Source organism: Nocardia sp. NPDC004568 (genome assembly GCF_040609955.1).
Classification (GTDB): Bacteria; Actinomycetota; Actinomycetes; order Mycobacteriales; family Mycobacteriaceae; genus Nocardia.
Genome location: NZ_JBEXLL010000101.1, coordinates 1 through 16,874 on the forward strand (window position 1 = coordinate 1; position 16,874 = coordinate 16,874).

General features: G+C 68.3%; 17 protein-coding genes, 1 tRNA gene and 1 pseudogene. 10 read left to right on the forward strand and 9 right to left on the reverse strand.

From position 1 onward, the window contains the following. Positions 1–132 precede the first annotated feature (132 nt). From ABZV91_RS29505 to ABZV91_RS29530, 6 genes are all read left to right on the forward strand, one after another. A complete protein-coding gene (locus ABZV91_RS29505) occupies positions 133–837 on the forward strand; it encodes an ABC transporter ATP-binding protein (protein WP_355248730.1) in 705 nt (234 codons plus the stop codon). Then, the gene (locus ABZV91_RS29510; RefSeq protein WP_355248686.1) at positions 834–1,457 is read left to right on the forward strand and encodes a hypothetical protein; all 624 of its coding nucleotides are present in this window, start codon (positions 834–836) and stop codon (positions 1,455–1,457) included. Before ABZV91_RS29505 ends, ABZV91_RS29510 begins: the two co-directional genes overlap by 4 nt. Further along, positions 1,450–2,091, forward strand: coding sequence for a hypothetical protein (locus ABZV91_RS29515; protein WP_355248688.1), 642 nt, complete (start codon positions 1,450–1,452; stop codon positions 2,089–2,091). Before ABZV91_RS29510 ends, ABZV91_RS29515 begins: the two co-directional genes overlap by 8 nt. Then, positions 2,085–2,588, forward strand: a complete 504-nt coding sequence (locus ABZV91_RS29520) for a hypothetical protein (protein WP_355248690.1) — start codon at positions 2,085–2,087, stop codon at positions 2,586–2,588. The genes ABZV91_RS29515 and ABZV91_RS29520 overlap by 7 nt, the downstream gene beginning before the upstream one ends. A 117-nt stretch (positions 2,589–2,705) precedes the next feature. After that, positions 2,706–3,077, forward strand: coding sequence for a VOC family protein (locus tag ABZV91_RS29525; protein ID WP_355248693.1), 372 nt, complete (start codon positions 2,706–2,708; stop codon positions 3,075–3,077). Then, positions 3,074–4,390: a deoxyribodipyrimidine photo-lyase gene (locus tag ABZV91_RS29530; protein ID WP_355248696.1), complete on the forward strand. Its 1,317-nt coding sequence runs from the start codon at positions 3,074–3,076 to the stop codon at positions 4,388–4,390. Before ABZV91_RS29525 ends, ABZV91_RS29530 begins: the two co-directional genes overlap by 4 nt. Positions 4,391–4,445: 55 nt before the next feature. On the opposite strand, the gene ABZV91_RS29535 is transcribed toward ABZV91_RS29530, so the two are convergent. Further along, positions 4,446–5,450, reverse strand: coding sequence for a DoxX family membrane protein (locus ABZV91_RS29535; protein WP_355248699.1), 1,005 nt, complete (start codon positions 5,448–5,450; stop codon positions 4,446–4,448). Between the two features lie 481 nt (positions 5,451–5,931). Here ABZV91_RS29535 and ABZV91_RS29540 point away from each other — a divergent pair, with 481 nt between their 5' ends. Beyond that, on the forward strand, positions 5,932–6,900 hold the full coding sequence (locus ABZV91_RS29540) for a hypothetical protein (protein ID WP_355248702.1): 969 nt from the start codon (positions 5,932–5,934) through the stop codon (positions 6,898–6,900). A 32-nt stretch (positions 6,901–6,932) separates the two neighbouring features. Here the strand turns inward: ABZV91_RS29540 and ABZV91_RS29545 are convergent, their stop codons facing one another. From ABZV91_RS29545 to ABZV91_RS29570, 6 genes are all read right to left on the reverse strand, one after another. Then, complete coding sequence (locus ABZV91_RS29545) at positions 6,933–7,859, reverse strand: D-isomer specific 2-hydroxyacid dehydrogenase family protein (RefSeq protein WP_355248705.1); 927 nt, start codon at positions 7,857–7,859, stop codon at positions 6,933–6,935. Positions 7,860–7,932: 73 nt separating this feature from the next. Beyond that, positions 7,933–9,927 carry a hypothetical protein gene (locus tag ABZV91_RS29550; RefSeq protein ID WP_355248708.1) on the reverse strand — a complete coding sequence of 665 codons (1,995 nt, stop codon included), beginning with the start codon at positions 9,925–9,927 and terminating at the stop codon, positions 7,933–7,935. 397 nt (positions 9,928–10,324) lie between these two features. Further along, a complete protein-coding gene (locus tag ABZV91_RS29555; protein ID WP_355248711.1) occupies positions 10,325–10,708 on the reverse strand; it encodes a TetR-like C-terminal domain-containing protein in 384 nt (127 codons plus the stop codon). A 55-nt stretch (positions 10,709–10,763) separates the two neighbouring features. Next, positions 10,764–10,979: an alpha/beta hydrolase gene (locus tag ABZV91_RS29560; protein ID WP_355248714.1), complete on the reverse strand. Its 216-nt coding sequence runs from the start codon at positions 10,977–10,979 to the stop codon at positions 10,764–10,766. A 39-nt stretch (positions 10,980–11,018) separates the two neighbouring features. After that, positions 11,019–11,798, reverse strand: coding sequence for an enoyl-CoA hydratase-related protein (locus ABZV91_RS29565; protein WP_355248717.1), 780 nt, complete (start codon positions 11,796–11,798; stop codon positions 11,019–11,021). A 450-nt stretch (positions 11,799–12,248) separates the two neighbouring features. Beyond that, a tRNA-Leu gene (locus ABZV91_RS29570) sits at positions 12,249–12,333 on the reverse strand. 166 nt (positions 12,334–12,499) lie between these two features. Here ABZV91_RS29570 and ABZV91_RS29575 point away from each other — a divergent pair. Continuing rightward, positions 12,500–13,206 (forward strand): annotated as a pseudogene (locus ABZV91_RS29575) (SDR family oxidoreductase). 562 nt (positions 13,207–13,768) lie between these two features. Beyond that, a complete protein-coding gene (locus ABZV91_RS29580; protein ID WP_355248720.1) occupies positions 13,769–13,906 on the forward strand; it encodes a hypothetical protein in 138 nt (45 codons plus the stop codon). Between the two features lie 563 nt (positions 13,907–14,469). Here the strand turns inward: ABZV91_RS29580 and ABZV91_RS29585 are convergent. Together ABZV91_RS29585 and ABZV91_RS29590 are read right to left on the reverse strand one after the other, a co-directional pair. Then, positions 14,470–14,805 (reverse strand): restriction endonuclease, encoded by a 336-nt coding sequence (locus ABZV91_RS29585; protein ID WP_355248733.1) that lies wholly within the window; start codon positions 14,803–14,805, stop codon positions 14,470–14,472. 6 nt (positions 14,806–14,811) lie between these two features. After that, entirely contained in the window at positions 14,812–15,255 is a 444-nt protein-coding gene (locus ABZV91_RS29590; protein WP_355248723.1) for a hypothetical protein, read from the reverse strand. A gap of 664 nt (positions 15,256–15,919) precedes the next feature. Here ABZV91_RS29590 and ABZV91_RS29595 point away from each other — a divergent pair. After that, positions 15,920–16,723, forward strand: a complete 804-nt coding sequence (locus ABZV91_RS29595; protein ID WP_355248727.1) for a DUF3048 domain-containing protein — start codon at positions 15,920–15,922, stop codon at positions 16,721–16,723. Positions 16,724–16,874 lie beyond the last annotated feature (151 nt).

Sequence of the window (16,874 nt, forward strand, 5' to 3'; positions counted from 1 at the left end):
CACAACCAGCACGCCCGCCCCAAGACAGAGTTCGCAGTCAACTCCACAATCCGGCGCCCGGATTACCTACCCAACGTTGCTTGACGAGGCACTAGTTCGCTCTCCTACCGCTATTCGGCCAAGGGACCGTGGATCTTCCGCGATGTCTCGGTCCGCGCTGCCGCGGGCGAGGTGTTCGCCGTGCTCGGACCGAACGCCCGCGGTAAGACCACCATGCTCAAATGCCTGGCGGGTCTCATCCGGCCGGTCTCCGGATCGGTCGAATCCTCCGGCCCGGTGGGGTATGTCCCGCAGAGCCATTCGGTCGTGTTCTCGTTCTCGGTGCTCGACATCGTCCTCATGGGCCGGGCCCGCACGGTGAAGATCTACAGCACTCCCACGGCCGTCGATCGCGCCGCCGCCCGGGAGGCGCTGCGCCGGGTGGGCGTACCGCACCTCGCCGACCGCGACTACACCGCGCTCAGCGGAGGCGAGCGTGCGCTGGTACTCATCGCCCGGGCACTGGTTTCCGACTGCGACACCATCGTGCTCGACGAACCCGCGGCCGCCCTGGACCTGCGGAACCAGGCCCAGGTACTGACCGTGCTCCGCGCGCTGGCCGACGAGGGAATGGCGGTCGTGATGACCACCCACCATCCCGATCACGCCCTGCACGTGGCCGAACGGTCGATGCTGATGGTCACCGCCGACGATCGGCGTCTCGGCCCGACCCGCGAACTGCTCACCGGCACACTGCTGTCGGAGATGTACGGCGTGCCGATCGTGACCGCCGATATCGAGACGCCCAGTGCGGTCCGGCGGCTCACCGTCCCGGATTTCGGGCGGGGGATCTCATGACGGTGCTCAAAGCCGTGATGGCCCCACGCACCGGCGAGCACGCCGGCGGGTTCCGCGAGGTCGACGTCTACGACCTGCCGGGGGAGTGCACCGGCGAGGTCACCGGTCTCTACCTGACCGGTGATGTGGATCAGGAATACCTGGTCGAACAGCGTGCGTTGCTCGATTCGTTCGTCGCGCGCGGCGGGCGGATCGTCGTGAACGGGCACGTGCAACGGGTGTTCCTCGACGGCCTGACGAGATGGCGCAAGCTGGAGTTCCGCAACCCGCGCGACCTCGCCCTGACCCGGGTGACCGAACACCCGGTGTGGGCCGGCACCGACCCGGAATCGTTCCTCTACAACACCGGCACCCGTGGACCCGTCCCGTTCGCGGAACTGGAACGCATCGGTGTCGCCGGATTCTACGGGCGCGGTTGCTCTCTGGATCTGCCCGAGCAGGCCCGGGTAGTCCACACCATCGGCCGCACCCGCGCCCCGATCGATTACGACTACCCGCTCGGCGCCGGCCGGGTCCTGGTCCACGGCGGTAACGACCTGCTGCAATTCGCGATCGCCGAGCGCGGTACCGCGCGGCTGTACCCGCAGCTGCTGCGCTGGCTGGGAGGCGAGGATGACTGACCCCGGAACCGGTATCGCCTTCCTGCACGGCGGCAGCCACGCCCAGCTGGCCACCCTCGCCGATCCGGCCCTGGCGCCCTACCGGATCCGGCCGGTACACGTGCGCACCGGCGCCCTGGACGAAGTCGGCGCGGCCGAGGTGATCGTGGTCGCCGACCGCCTCCGCCCGGACCTGCTCGGGCGGTGGACCGATACCGTCCTCGCCGCGCTCGACCGCGGCGCCACCGTGCTCGTATTCGGTGAGAACCACGCCGGACAGTGGCTGCCCGGAGTACGGGAGGAGCCCCGGCCCACCGTGTTCTGGTGGTGGCGTACCGGCGAGGACCACCGGCTCCGGAAACAGGCCGCCGGCCATCCCGCGTGGCAGTTCTTCGCCGACCGCGCGGTGATCTGGCACTACCACGGGGTGCTGGAACCGCCGCCGGGCGCGGTGAGTCTCGTCGACCTGCACACCGAGGACGGCGTCCGCGACGGCTCCGTCCTCTATATCGACGAGCGCTCGGCCGCGGGCCGGCTGCTCGTCACCACGATGGACCCGGTGTACCACCACGGCTCCGGTTTCATGCCCGGAGCGACCCAACTGCTCTATTCGGCACTGCACTGGGCCACCAGGAAAAGGGAGAAGCCATGCTGACAGTTCTCGACGCCGGGACACCGATCGAGCTCTCGTTCGACGACCTGATGAAATACCACGGCATCGAGTTCCCCGGTGGCGTCGCGCACGCGTATTGCGCTATGCGGCATGCCGTTTCACTGCTGGGCTCCGTCGAACGACGGGAAATCGCGGTCCGCACCGCCTTTCCCGGCCCGGGCGGCCGCGACGCGATCGAGATGGCGCTGCGCGCGGTCACCGGCGACCGTTTCGCCGTCGTCCCCGAACTCGGGGCCACCGAGCGCGGTCCCGTGCTGGCCCGCTACGTCTGGGAATTCACCTACCGCGACCGCACCGTCCTGCTGCGACTACGGGACGCGGGATTCGTCACCCCCGAATTCATCGACCTCGGCGCGCGGCGGGACCGCGACGCGGCGGACGACGCCCGGCTGACCGTATTGAAGCAGGAGATGACCGACCGTCTGCTCGCCGGCGCCGTGGACGAGGTCTACGAAGAGGTGCCGCCGCCGACGCGCTGACGCGCATCCCCTCCGGACCCGGGTCCCCGCCCTACACTCGGCGCGCAGTGCGTGCCGGTTTTCCCGACGAGGACCCGGGTACGCAACGGGTATCACGTGCGGAAGGAGGGCCGTTCCATGGCGGCCGACGGGGTAGCGGGATTGCGGACGGTTGTACTGGACTGCCCGGATCCGTGGAAGCTGTCCGAGTTCTATCTCGGATTGCTCGGCGGGGAAGTGGTGCGCGCGGAAAGCGACGACACCTGGGTCGCCATGGTCGACCCGCAGGGTCGGCGCCTGGCGTTCCAGCTGTCGCCGGAGTATCGGCCGCCCCGGTTCCCGGACCCGGCCGGTTCGCAGCAGGTCCACTTCGATGTGCTGGTGAGCGATGTGGAGGTCGCCGAACCGGCCGTGCTGGCGCTGGGCGCCACGTTCGTCCACGCGGAGGAGACGTTCCGGGTCTACACCGACCCGGTCGGGCACACGTTCTGCCTGGTCTGGTTCGCGTGACCACGGCGGCGGTCGCCGTCTTCACCCGCGACCTGCGGGTCCGGGACAATCCGGTGCTCAGCGCGGCGCACCGGGAGGCCGATACGGTGGCCCCCCTCTTCGTCCTCGACGAGGCCATCCTGGCCGGTCGTTCCTGCCCGCCCAACCGCGGGCAATTCCTGGCTGCCGCGCTGCGCGAACTCGACGACGAACTCCGGGCGCTCGGCGGGCAGCTCGTCGTCCGCGCCGGAGACGTCGCCGAAGAGGTGGCGCGGGTGGCCGCGGAGGTGAACGCGCCGGTGGTCCACATCGCCGCGGATGTCAGCGCCTACAGCCGTCTCCGGGAGCGGCGGCTGCGCGAGCGTCTGGCACGCGACGGTCGCGACCTGCGGGTCCACCGCGCCTCACTGACCGTGGTACCGCCGGGGGATCTCGTCCCCGCCGGTAACGACCACTTCGCGGTGTTCACGCCCTATCTGCGGCGCTGGACCAGCGACCGGCACCGGGCGCCGCTGCGGGCCCCACGGCATCTCGAGCTGCCGGAGATCGCGGCCGGATCGCTCCCGGAGCCGGGCGAGCCGGGCGCGGGGAAGCCCTCTCCCGAATTGTCGGTCGGCGGGGAGACCACGGGCCGGAAATTACTGCGCGACTGGCTTTCCCGCCACCTCGACGGTTACACGTCCGGTAGCGACGATCTGGCCGCCGACACCACCTCGCGGCTGTCGCCCTATCTGCATTTCGGCTGCCTCTCGCCAGGGGAAGTGGTTCGCCGCGCCGGGGATTCCTCCGAGGGGGCCGCCGCGTTCGTCCGGCAGCTGGCCTGGCGCGACTTCCACCACCAGGTCCTGGCCGCCCGGCCCGCCGCGGCATGGGCCGATTATCGCCCGCGGGATATCCGCTGGCGCGACGACGAGCAGGCGCTCCAAGCCTGGCGCGAAGGGCACACCGGTATCCCGATCGTCGACGCCGGGATGCGGCAGTTGCGCGCACAGGGCTGGATGCACAATCGTGCCCGCCTGATCACCGCGAGTTTTCTCGCCAAATCACTGCGGGTGGACTGGCGGGCCGGTGCGCGGCACTTCCTGTACTGGTTGGTCGACGCGGACCTGGCGAACAATCAGCTCAACTGGCAATGGGTCGCCGGGACCGGCAACGACACCCGTCCGAACCGGGTGCTCAACCCGCTCCGCCAAGCCGACCGCTACGACCCGCACGGCGACTATGTGCGGCGCTGGATCCCCGAACTCGCCGGCATCGAAGGCCGGGCCGTCCACCGGCCGTGGCGGCTCGACGTCGACTACCCGGCACCGATCCTCGAGTTTCCCGGGATGTGACGCGACGATGCCCGGACCCTGCTCGGTCCGGGCACCGTCGGATTCGCCGATGTGGTCAGCGGAGCTTGGCCTTCGCCTTGTCGGCCTTCTTCTTGGCCTTCGCCTTCGCTTTGTCGGCCTTCGCCTTCGCCTTGGCCAGTTCCGCGCGCTGCGCCTTCGCCGAAGCGCTGAGCTCGCCACCGCGGTGTTTGGTGTAGTCGGCGAGTTCGGCGGCGCGGTGTTTGGCCGCCTCCGCCCACTCCGGCCCCCGGCTCTGGGCCGTCTCGGCGAGCTCGCTGCCGCGGTGTTTGGTGTAGTCCGCGATCTCGGCGGCCCGGCTCTTGGCGACCGCGGCCCATTCGGGGCCGCGGGTCTGGGCGGTGTCGGCCAGCTCGGCACCGCGATGCTTCGCGATCTCGGCCCAGTCGGCGCCCCGCTTCTTGGCGGTGTCCGCCCACACCGGGCCACGCTGCTGGGCGATCTCGGCCAGTTCCGCCCCGCGGCCGGCCGCGGTACCCGCCAGATCCCGGCTCCGGTCGGCGGCTTGGTGCAAGTGCAGCCGGACGGCCTCGCCCGTGCCGCCGCGGCCCGAGGCACCCACCGGGAGCGCGCCGCCGACAGTCGCGGCGGCGCGGCGGGCCGCGCGGCGTCCCCGCCAGCCCAGCGAGGGCTTACCCGCGGTGTCCGACGCCGCGATCATCAGGCCCCCGAGCAGGCTCACGTCCTTGAGGAACGCCGTCCGTTTCGCGGCGCGGCGCTCGGGGTCGTTCTCGGCCCAGAAGTTCTGTTCGGTGACCGTCGCCGGAACCACGGTCGCCGCCAGTGCCAGCGCCGCCGGGCGCGGCGCCTTGCCCAGCGCCAGGAGTGCGCCCCCGGCGATCTGCACGGCCGCGGTCACCCGCACCAGGGTGCTGGGGTCGGCGGGCAGGTTGCCCGCGATATCGGACGGCAGCGATTCCTTCCCCTTGTGAACCAGAGTCGACGCCTCCTTCACCCGTGATTCCGGATGCATCAGTGTTTCGACTCCGTTGACGACGAACGCACTCGCCAGCAGGGGGCGGGCGAACCGGCGTAGCAGCATGATGTGCATCCCTTTCTTCGGTGTTTCGCATCTGTCACAGCTGGTCACCAGGGGTAGTAGGCCAGAGTACTGCCGATCTACCCGGCTTCCGGGCCGGGAAACAGGACCGGCCGCACCGTGTCCGTCCGCGCCGGCCCGGCGCCGGATAGCGAATATCCGGTAACAGCCCAGCGGTGTGACCATAGTCATATAATTCGAACGGGCACATAATCACCACCAGGTAAGACCTCGAATCATCGCGCCCGGTGGGCGATTCGTGGCCGCGCCGCGCCGCTGCCCGGGGAATCCCCTGGCAAATCTCGGCGAGACCCGTGCCGCCCGGGTGCGGACTGGCTACTCTCGGATTCAGGGAATCCGCACCGCAGGCATCCGGCAAGGGGCCGGCGACGCCGTGGTGCCGTGGTCGTGCTCGCCGCGACCGCCGGCGAATTGTCCGAGCCGGAAATCTGCACATCGTCTGTCATCGGAAGGACGCAATTCAATGTCCTGCACGATTCCCGATCGTGAGGCCACCGATATCGCTCTCGGCCTGGCAGTCCGCGCGCCGTCCGTGCACAACACCCAGCCCTGGCGCTGGCGGCCCGTCGGCACCGGCCTCCAACTCTTCGCCGATACCGGCCGGCAACTGACGGTCACCGACCCCTCGCTGCGCTCGCTCGTCGTCAGCTGCGGCGCGGCGCTGCACCATATGCGTGCCGCTCTGGCCGCGCTCGGCTGGGCCTCCGCCGTGGACTACTGCCCGGATCCGGGCGACCCCGACCATCTCGCCACGATCTACACCACCCGCCGGCCACCGACCGACGCCGAGATCGAGCTGGCCGCGGCCATCCTGCTGCGCCGCACCGACCGCCGCCACTACCTGCCCAAACCGATCCCGGCGCGCTATCTGCGCTCCCTGGCCGCTCAGGTCTCGGCCCGCGGCGCCGCCGTCCGTCAGGTTCCCGACACGCTGCTGCCACGGTTGGCGACTCCCATGCAGCACGCGGTCGCCGCGCATGCGACCGACCGGCTGTACCGGGCCGAGATCGCCCGGTGGAGCGGCCGCGACCGGCTGACCGACGGAGTGCCCTCCCAGAACGCGCCCGCCGCGCGCCCCGCCGGTGAGATCCCGGTGCGCACCTTCGCCGATCCGGCCCTGCTCGATCCGGCGAACCAACCGGATGCCGCGTACTGGCTCGTTGTCGGTACCACCCGTGACGACCGGCGGGCGCAACTGCGGGCAGGGGAGGCCACCAGCGCACTCCTGCTCACCGCGACCGAACTGGGCTTGGCGACCAGCGTGCAGACCGAACCTCTCGGCGTACCGGACGCACGACAGGAGATCCGGACCGGATTGCTCCACGACTGCGCCTACCCCCAGTCCATGGTGCGGGTCGGCTGGAGTTCCCGCAGTGCCGCGCCGCTCTCCGATACCCCGCGGCGCCCGATCGACGAGATACTCGAGGTCTGATCCGCCGGGAACGGAGGGGCGTTTCCGTCCCGTCAGTAGCCGCGGTCGGGATCGACCAGGGACAGTAGCGGTTCACCGGCCGCGAACCGCTCGACATTCGCCCGCACATGTTCGGCCAACAGACCGGGCAGACCGTTCGACGGATTGGCCAGATGCGGCGTGATCACCGCATTGGGTAGCGACCAGAGCGGATGCCCGTCCGGCAGCGGTTCCGGGTCCGTGACATCCAGTGCCGCGCCCCCGATGGCCTCCGCGCGCAGCGCCCGCACCAGCGCATCGGTATCGATCAGGGACCCCCGCGCGATGTTCACGATCCAGGCCGCAGGTTTCATCCGCGCCAGTGCGCCGGCGTCGACGAGGTGCGCGGTATCGGCATTCGCCGGTGCCGCGATCACGATATGGTCCGCGCGCGAGAAGAGTTCGGCGTTCCGGCTCGCGTCCACCGTTTCGGCGGCTCCGGGCACCGGTGTGCCGGACCGGGTAGAGGCCAGCACCTGTGCCCCGAACGCGCGCAGCAGTGGGATCATCGCCCGGCCGATACCCCCGCAGCCGATGATGGCGACAGTGGCCCCGTGCAACGTCCCCACCCGCGCCTCGAACTCGGTCTTGCGCCATGAGGTCGCACGCGCCTGTTCACCCAGTCCCCGCACACCCGCCAGCAGCAGCAGGACCGCGTGCTCGGCCACACTCGTCGCGTAGGCGCCGGCCGCCGAGGTCCAGACGCGGTCGTTGTCGATGAGTCCCGCGGTGAGCCACCGTTCGATCCCCGCACTCGGCAGCTGCACCCACCGCACCGCGTCCGGCAACCGCGCGGGGAAAGAATCCGGTCCGCCCTTCCACACCACCGCGTCGGCGTCGTCCAACGACACCAGCCGGCCACCCCCCGCCTCGATTCCCCGGGCGAGGGCGGGGTCGAATTCCGGACCCAGGTGGATGGCGGGGACTCTGGTGTGCGGCACAGTTCACTTCCGGGACGTCGGGGCTGATGGCCGCATCATCATCCGCCGGCGCGGGCCTCGCCAACAATTGCCCTCACCCCGACCGAGACCCTGGATCGAACCGATCCAGCGGAGTGGCGGCCTCGAGTGCGGCAGGATGCGCGCGGGCGTGCGTCCATTGCTGATAGGTCTCGTGCCGGAACTGGTAGGCGGTGCCGTCGAGCCGGAGCAGGCCCCCGCGGCGAGCCCAGTCGAGGAACGCGGCAGGTTTCCTCGCGAAATCCTCCGTGACCCAGAAGATGGCTACAGCGGCGTAGAACCGCCCTGCTGCATGCCCGCCCGTGAGCGCGCCCGTGAGCCCGAAACCGGCCCCGCATGCCAGAAACAGCGCGACCGCGAGCCGGGGCCCGTCCGTGAGCGCGGCCATGGGAGCGACTACGAGTCCGAGCAGAACGACGCACGAGAGGGCGGCTCGGATGTCATCACGGATGAGTCGCCGCGCATCGATCCCGAGAGCCAGTTGGTCTTTCGCGTCGGCCGCGAGCCCCAAGGCGAGTCCGGTCGCCAGCCCTCCCATGAGGCCGGCCGTGAAGCCGGCCCTGAGCCCTTCCGTGAGCCCGGCCGTGAGACCGCCCGTAATCCCGGCCCTGAGCCCGGCCACGAGTCCGGTCGTGAGCCCGGTGATGAGCCCACCCAGGAGCCCTTTCTTCCAGCGAGAACGGCCGGGCACACTCCATGCCAGACGAGCTGCTGCCGGGGCCGGGCCGAGGCCGACCACGAGTCCGGCTGTGATCCCGAGCCCGATCCCGCCTGTGATCCCGGCCGTGAGCCCATCGAGGAGCCATAACGCGTGTCCGCCCGTGATCCCGACTCCGAGCGCGACCACAACGGAGTGCAGGACACGGGTGCGGGCGGAACCTGCGATTTCCCAGATCTCGTCGAGTCTTATGGCGGTGCCGTCTCGGCCGGTGTCACGACGCCGCTGGAGGCACTGGGCCAGGGATTGCAGCCATTTCTCGACGTTATCGCCGTTGTAGTCGCGATATTCCCTGCTGTCGTCGGTCGCTCTCACAACCGTGGGAATCTGCGCGGCGAACAGTAGTTCGCGGACCTCGTCAGGGTCGGTGCAGGCGAGGAGCCGGGGGGCGGTGGACGGGTTGTCGCGCAAGGTGGTGGCGGTGAGGCCGAGTAGCCAAGGTGTCTGCAGCGCCGTGGCCAGGGGGCTGTGGGGCCGGCTACGTAGGTGGCTGATGATATCGGTCCAGGCTGCGCTATTGGTACCGATGTCGTGTTGATAGGTGGTGAGGTGGCCGACCGCCCGGACGGTGAGCAGGGGTTGCAGGATGATCGTGGTGGCGCCGTGCAGACCGTTGTCCTCACCGTCTCGGGTCAGTCGGTCGAATTCGGTGGTGCGGCACAGAACCACTGCGGGTCGGTCCCGCCACGGGGCACTGTTGAGTCGGTTCAGCAGCGCGCGAGCGCGTGAGCGGTCACTACCGTGGGTGTCCATTTCGTCGAGACCGTCGATCACAGGCAGGACCAGGCCGCGGTCGAGCATTTCCTGAGCGACGTTGGGGCGAAGCCGGTAGTCGTAGCCCAGCCGGGTGGTCAGCCATCGGGATAGATCCTCCTCGCCGCCCCAGCCGGCGGCGTTGACCCGCACCGGTATCGGGTTCTCGGCCCGGCGGGCGTCGGCCATATCCCAGCGGTTGTCCAGTAGTCCGAGTACCAGATAGGTGGCCGCGACCGTTTTGCCGCTCCCCGCGTCGCCGAGCACGACCAATCGCCGGCGGTGCGGCTGCTCGGGCAGCGTGAAGTACTCGGCGATCTCGTCGACCGCTGCCGACTCGAGTACCTCACCAGCGCGGTGTGGCTGCGGGGCGGCAGTGAACTCCACAGGCATGAATGTGCTGCCCTCGGCCTGCAGAGCCCGCCGCAGGCGTTGTTCTTCCCGCTTGACCCGGCCGGCCAGTTCATCGGACAGGACCGCGATCGAAAGCCTGTCGGTGCTCGGCCGCCACATCCGATACAACGACACGACGGGTCTGAACAGCGCTGCGACCAGCCGGAACAAACCCCCGGTTTCCATACCCACCACCCGTAACAGCCTGCCATCGAACGGGTTTCGGCACCCCGGCAATCGGCATTACGCTCACACGATCCTGGTTCTGGGCCGGCGCAGCCGACTGGGTCGCCCCTCCGGACTTCAGCCCGGGCAACTCGGTGCGAAAGTACGTCGGTTACTCGCGGTCCACTCCGGACGTACTTGCACAGGGTGGTCCCTGAGACCCCTGGCAGCCGCGACTCACCTGCCCGCCACCGATTCCGCAACTCGTCCCGACCAAGGTGACAACCCGTAGTCCCGCACCGAATCCTTCGCGCCGACATGATCTTCCAGGTAGTCGAGGCAGCGACCGATCGAGCCCTCGATCATTTTGGACGTCTCCGGCGTGCTTCCCCGAGTGGCAAGCGCCGCGGCTTCGGGTTCACCGTGACGGCAGCGCGCTGAGCACCATGCGGGTCAGGGTGGCGAAGGATGTCTCGATGTCTTCGGCGAGCTGGAAGCCGCCCTGCGACTCCAAGGTGGCGAAGCCGTGCCCGGCGGCGCGGATGCAGCGGGTGAAGTGCACCGCCTCTGCCCCGGTGACGCCGCAACCGGTCAGGACAGCGAAGATGGTGTCCATCAGGCGGCGGCCGGCGGTGTCCCAGCCCGGTGTCTCGCGCGGGCTCTGTGGCAGCGTCGCGTACCGGTGGGGGTGTTCCACGGCGTAGTCGCGGTAGGCGCGTAACAGGGCGCGGGGGCCGCCCTCGTCGACGACGGCGACGGCGACGTCCACCACTGCGGTGGGGGAGAGTCCGGCGCGTGGCATCACGGCTCCTTCGCTGCGGAGGTCGAGGTGACGGGGAGGTTACCCACGTGGGGCATCACAGCTCCTTCAGGAATGTCGCGACAGTGTGCGCGACGAATTCCGGGTTGTCGGCGTGCGGGTAGTGCCCCGAGCCCTCCACCATCGCGACCTGGGACGGGCCGGAGGCCTCGTTCGCGATCCGCTGCGCCTCGGCGGCCGGGTCGGCGAGGTCGCCGTCCTCGGTGCCCATGACGATCAGCTCGGTGGATACCGATCCGGCCGGGTGCCTCACTGCGCCTTGCGTGCCTGCTCCATGATCTGCACGACCGCGCTAATCGCGCCAGACGGGTGGGCGCTTCGCCAGGAAGGCCGCCATCCCTTCGCGGGCGCCGGGAAGTTGAGCGGCGGCGGCCATCACCTCCAGGGCAAGAGCATAGGCATCTGCTTCAGGGCGGTCGAGCTGGCCGTATAAAGTGCGTTTGCCGAGTGCTTTGCTGGCCCGGCTGCCCCGGGTGGCGCGAGCGAGTAACTCGCCCACGGCTGTGTCCAGCTCCGCGTCCGGCACCGCTCGGTTGATCAGGCCCCACTGTTCGGCGGTGCGGGCATCGATCGGGTCGCCGGTGAGAGCCAGTTCCATCAGGCGTTTACGGCCGATGGCGCGGGCCACGGGAACCGCGGGGGTGTGACAGAACCAGCCGCCCTTGCCGCCGGGAAGCGCGAAGCCGGCCGATTCCGCGGCGACAGCCAAGTCGCAGGACGCCACCAGCTGGCAACCAGCGGCCGTGGCCAGACCCTGCACCCGGGCGATGACCACCTGCGGCACCGACTCGATGGTCGACATGAGCTCGGTGCACAGGGCGAGCAGTTCCCGGACGCCGAGCAGGTCGCGCGCGGCGACGTCGGCGAAATCATGTCCTGCGGAGAACACCGGGCCGTGCGCCCCGAGAATTATCCCGGTGGCGTCGGTCTCGCCGGCGGCCCGGAATGTGGCAAGCAGTTCGGCCAGATGCTCGTCCGACAGGGCATTGCGCCGCTCCGCCCGGTTCATGGTGATGTGCACCGTGTCGACGTCTCGCGTGACCAGTAGATGCCGATACCCCAAGGCGGTCATATCTCCACGGTAGGTCTCTCCGGGCAACGACACGACATCTCCGGGGTGATCCGGAACCACCCGCCCGGCCCGCAGTCGGTCGTCGCTGCCGTGGTGGCGGCGGATGGGGCCGCTACCCGGCCGTTCGGTTGGTTAGGTCCCGGGGTGCCGGTCGAGGACGTCGACGACGGCTTCGTCGAGGACGCGGCCGTTGGTGTCGAGGGGCCGGATGCTGTGAACGGCCCTCGATCACACGGCTTCGGGAATCGTCATCGGCAGGGCGGGACCCGAAGCGAAGACGGACGAGTCACCGATTCCGGGCCGGGCGGTGAAGGAGAAGCAGTGGCCGCTGTGTGTCATCGCAATTTTCATCCCCGCTCGGGGTGAAACCGCAGGTCGCCGCGTTGAGGAAGAATTGGTGTACAGGCAGTCTGCCGACGCGGTTTTCGGGGCACAATACAGGAAAAAAAGTGTCCGGAGGGGGACTTGAACCCCCACGCCCTATAACGGGCACTAGCACCTCAAGCTAGCGCGTCTGCCATTCCGCCACCCGGACCGGTGTGCTCAGCAAGAGTATCGGATCCCGCCACCGGGGCAAAATCGCGGTCGCCACCTGCGGTTATCCGGTGCATTGTCAGCCGGTGACGAATTTCCGTCCGGCGGCTGTGGCGGGTGGGTAGATTGTGATGCGCAGCGGAGCAGTCGCGGGTGAGGAGCGCCACGTGGGACAGGATGTCGCGGTCGTTATCGGGGTCGGGGGTATGGGGCGGGCCATCGCGCGCCGGGTGGGAGGTGGCCGGCGGCTGCTCATCGCCGACTTCGACAAGGACAATCTGGACGCGGTGGTCGAGGTGCTGGCCGGTGAGGGTCACGAGGTGCGGGGCGTGCACGTCGATGTCTCCGATGCCGGGTCGGTGACGGCGCTGGTGCTGGACGCCTTCCAGGACGTGGTCGCCGAGGGCGGCGCGGGCGTGGTGATCGCGAGTATGTCGGCATATCTGGCGCCGCTCCCGGACGATCAGGTCGCGGCGCTCGCGTATACGCCGACGGCGGACTTGCCGGCGCTGCCGTTCCTGGGCCGCGAGGTCCATCCGGGTATCGCCTACGCGGTGGCGAAACGGGGCAATGTGGCGCGGGTACAGGCCGCGGCCGTCGCGTGGGGGCGACGGGGGCGCGGCTCAATTCGATCAGTCCGGGAGTGATATCGACGCCGATGGGCCGGCAGGAGCTGGACGGGGAATCCGGCGCGGCGATGCGGGCGATGGTCAACGCGTCGGCGACCGGGCGATTGGGGACCCCGGACGACATCGCGCACGCGGCGGCTTTCCTGCTGGACCCGGCGTCGAGTTTCATCTCCGGGGTCGATCTGCTGGTCGACGGCGGGACCGTGGCGGGGGTCAGGGCGATGGCCTCCGGAAACCTGTCCTAGGGTCGGTCCACGCTTTCCCCCCGCTCAGCTGTCGCTGGGATTGTGCGATTTCGCTGCCGACCCGAGACGGCGCAGTCGGTTGCCGGCGATCATCCACCATACGAACGACACAGGCCCTTGTGCGGGTGTGCCTGGTCGACGAGCGAATGTGGACCGCCTTGGTACCTGCGCGAACGGGTCGGCGACGTGTGCGGGCGTGTACGAGTCGTTGTGGTCGAAGACAACGGCGTGAAAGGTTGCGCCGCCGGGATCAGCCGCCTCGAGCCCGACGCTGATTCACGCGACGTGTGGATCAGCGCCCTTGTTCCAGCCGAAGACGTTCGACTCCAATTCGTCTTGCGGACCGACGAATGCGCTGAAAGCTCGGCGGTCCACACCGGCCACATCGGGCGCAGGACTTCGATGAGCCGGCCGGGATCACCTTCGTGTTCGCAGTGCGCCCGACCAACGAGTCTGTGACGGCTGGACAGAATGTCCCGTAATAGCCTGTGTCCCGAGATGTCTCGTGTACAGATGAGCATCTTCCGGACCTCGCTCCCGGCCGCCAGCCGGGTGCGGGCTCGTGGCCGGTGCCGCCGCGATCCTCGCCGGGACGAATGCCCGGATCGGCCATCGCAAGCCCCGCTGTGCGAACCTCGCGGTACTCGCCGTCTCGGCCGCCAGCGTCGCCACCGGTAGCGCCTTCGTGGTGTCACGATGACGATTTCTGGTCACCGGTATCCGGTCGGGGCGAGGCTGCGATCACTGGCCCGCTGTGGGATGGTCTTGCGTTGGCAGTCTCCCGCCACAGTCCGCGCTGGATGCCGAGGGGCGTGCTGTCAGGGTTTCCGTGGAAGGGTGGATACCCCCACTCCCGGGCATTGAGGGCGGGATCGTCGTACCAAGGGTCACCGTAGTATCGAGATAGCCGGGGACGCCGTTGAACCCGCGAGCTATCCTCTGAACCGCTTCCTCTGCCGGTACTTCCCACGGTTCCCAGGACCGGCCACTGCCGGGAAAGGCTCCTGCCCTGATATATCCGTTGTCGAGAAGCTCGTGAATTTTCTCCAGGACCGATTGCCTGGAGTATTCGGACGGGGTCAGAGTCCGTACATTTTTTCGAATTCTGCCAAGGGTGCCCAGTCGTCAGAAATTCCAGCAGGCCGATCGCGACGGCAAGTTGATTCCTGGGTGAGATGCTCTTGGTTCAGTCGAAGTAGTCCTCGTCGACCTCGAACAGGGGGAAGACTTTGCGTTGCTGGACACCAATTCCATATTCGATCATCAAGGTGGACAACCGGATGCAGTAATGAGGACTACACGGGCCGGGATGTTCTGCACGTGCCCGCGGGTGCCCTGGGAGAAGGCACTTGTCGTGATGAACACACCGCGGGCAGCGCCCACTCCGTGCAGTGCGCCGACCAACTTTTGCAGGGCGGGTCGGCCGACAGTGTTGCCGGAGTCGTAACATTTGGCCTGCGCATAGATTCGGTCCAGGCCCAGGGGGGCTGGTCGATGACCCCGCTGGGTGGCAGCGCGAACGGCAGTTCCGCGTGGTTCTCGGCGTCGGCTGCGATCATAGATCGTCAGTGGTTCGTGTCGGCGCTGCGACTTGTGGATCCCGCCTTATTTGTCAGCAGGTGGGTCGGTGCGCTGATCGGCTGTACCGGGATTGTCGTTGAGCAGATTTTGGAGTCGGGTGAGGTTTTCTCGGTTCTCTTCGTCCAGGAGCCTGCGGTAGACGTCGAGCAGCGACCGGGTGAAGTGATGCTGCGGACCGAGCAGTGCGCGGGATCGGGCGCCCGCTCGTTTGATCAGTTCACTCGCCTCGAGGTACCGGCCTTCCGCGCTGAGGCGGTTGGCGGCCGCGATCCACGCATTCATTTGTCCCAGGCTCTTCTGGCCCCGTTCGTACACGCACCACGTCAGGAAGCAGCTGAACGCGAATGCTGCCCCGACCCATTTCCATGACCAGGTTCCATTGAACAGATTCGCCACCGAGGCGATCCCGACGGCGATGAGCGTAGAGTATCCGAAGGTTACGGCCACTATCCTGTTCACCGGCGACATCGCTTACCTCCCGAGACTCGAACCCCGGCCGTTCCCCGCAAGGTCGGCAAGGAACGGACCTACGGCCCGAACTTTCTCCGGCACGACGGCTGTACCTGGAATGAAGCTCCGCCTCCCGGAGCGACCGAGATTTCGAGGCTATCAGGACGCCTGCTGCCCCGGCTACCGCTCCCGCGTACCCAGGAACACCGCCCGGGGCCTGCAGGAGGCGATCGAGTCGTTTCGGTGGGCCGGAGAGGGCTGTGGTGCCAGCCGGCGGCGAGTGGCGGCCCAAAATAGCCAGGAGGCGGCAACCGCGATCCGCTCCTGAGCTACGCTTCCGGCTTTCGCGCACCACTACGGTCCCGAGAGTGTCGTACTCCACGCGTTCGAACGTGGCGAAGCCCAGCTCGTTCAGTGCTATCAACGCTGCGTGCGAATAGTAGTTGGTGGTCTCGTCGGACCTACCCGACACTCCAGCGGTTTGCTCGACCGCTCCTGCCTGGCACAAGGCGGCGTAGACTTGGGCGCGTCGGAGGTTGCCCCTATGCAACAGCGATGGTGGTGGTGGATTGCCACGTTCCTGACCACACTGGGGATGTGTGCTGTATCGGCGTGCGGTAGCGACACCGGACCCGAGCGCGCTTCTCCGCGCCCGAACACACCCGTGCGGGTAGGGGTGCCCGTGCTGGTCGCAAAGATAGACAACAGTCCACGGGCACGGCCGCCGGTAGGTCTCGACGCCGCGGATGTGGTTTACGCCGAGCCGGTCGAGGGCGGTTTGAGCCGGTTGGCCGCGGTGTTCTCGGCCGACAAGCCCCCGGTGATCGGACCGGTCCGAAGTGTGCGGGAAACGGATTTGACGCTGCTGGACCAGTTCGGCAACCCCACGTTGGCATCCTCTGGTGCCGCACCTGAGCTGGTGGCCTCCATCGATAGCTCCTCGCTCCAGAACGCCTCGGCCGACCGGCAGCCTGCGGCATACTACCGCGACTACAGTCGCGAGGCTCCACACAACCTCTTCGTGCGTTCGGATCAGTTGCCTGTGGGCGGCGGCTGGCCGTCGGCGGCGCAACTGGATTTCGGTCCTGCGCCTGCCGGCGGTATGCCCACGCAGTATCAAGAAGCGCGGTATCCGGGCACGGTGTTCGGTTTCTACTGGTCACCCGGACAACAGCGGTGGTTGGTGTCCATGGACGGTGCTGCCTACACCGTTGCCGATACCGGACAGCTCATGGCGAGTACGGTCGTGCTGCAGAGCGTGCAGGTGTACGATTCGGCCGTCAGCGATATCGCGGGCAGCGTCTCACCCCTGGCCCAGACCACCGGTAGCGGTCGGGCACTCGTCCTTCGTGACGGTCAAGCATTCCCGGCCGAGTGGTCCCGGCCCTCCCCACAGGCAGGCACAACCTATACCACCCTCACCGGAAAAGCCATTCCCTTCGCGCCGGGGCAGGTCTGGACGGTCTTGCTTCCAGCGCAGCTCTGATAACCGGGACCTCAATGTGCCGTGCGAGGCTTATGTGGGGATCGGCACCAACGGCTCTTAAAGATCAGTTCAGAATGAGCTTCCGGAGGCATATGACCGAGCAGGCCAGGCTCAGTAGTGCTTGGTGGATGTCGGCGCGCCGTTCGTAGCG

Excerpts from the sequence above, each read along its gene's own strand:
- ABZV91_RS29510 (WP_355248686.1), top strand. The coding sequence starts at position 834 with ATGACGGTGCTCAAAGCCGTGATGGCCCCACGCACCGGCGAGCACGCC.
- ABZV91_RS29515 (WP_355248688.1), top strand. The coding sequence starts at position 1,450 with ATGACTGACCCCGGAACCGGTATCGCCTTCCTGCACGGCGGCAGCCAC.
- ABZV91_RS29520 (WP_355248690.1), top strand. The coding sequence starts at position 2,085 with ATGCTGACAGTTCTCGACGCCGGGACACCGATCGAGCTCTCGTTCGAC.
- ABZV91_RS29525 (WP_355248693.1), top strand. The coding sequence starts at position 2,706 with ATGGCGGCCGACGGGGTAGCGGGATTGCGGACGGTTGTACTGGACTGC.
- ABZV91_RS29535 (WP_355248699.1), bottom strand. The coding sequence starts at position 5,450 with ATGCTGCTACGCCGGTTCGCCCGCCCCCTGCTGGCGAGTGCGTTCGTC.
- ABZV91_RS29540 (WP_355248702.1), top strand. The coding sequence starts at position 5,932 with ATGTCCTGCACGATTCCCGATCGTGAGGCCACCGATATCGCTCTCGGC.
- ABZV91_RS29550 (WP_355248708.1), bottom strand. The coding sequence starts at position 9,927 with ATGGAAACCGGGGGTTTGTTCCGGCTGGTCGCAGCGCTGTTCAGACCC.
- ABZV91_RS29555 (WP_355248711.1), bottom strand. The coding sequence starts at position 10,708 with ATGCCACGCGCCGGACTCTCCCCCACCGCAGTGGTGGACGTCGCCGTC.
- ABZV91_RS29565 (WP_355248717.1), bottom strand. The coding sequence starts at position 11,798 with ATGACCGCCTTGGGGTATCGGCATCTACTGGTCACGCGAGACGTCGAC.
- ABZV91_RS29590 (WP_355248723.1), bottom strand. The coding sequence starts at position 15,255 with ATGTCGCCGGTGAACAGGATAGTGGCCGTAACCTTCGGATACTCTACG.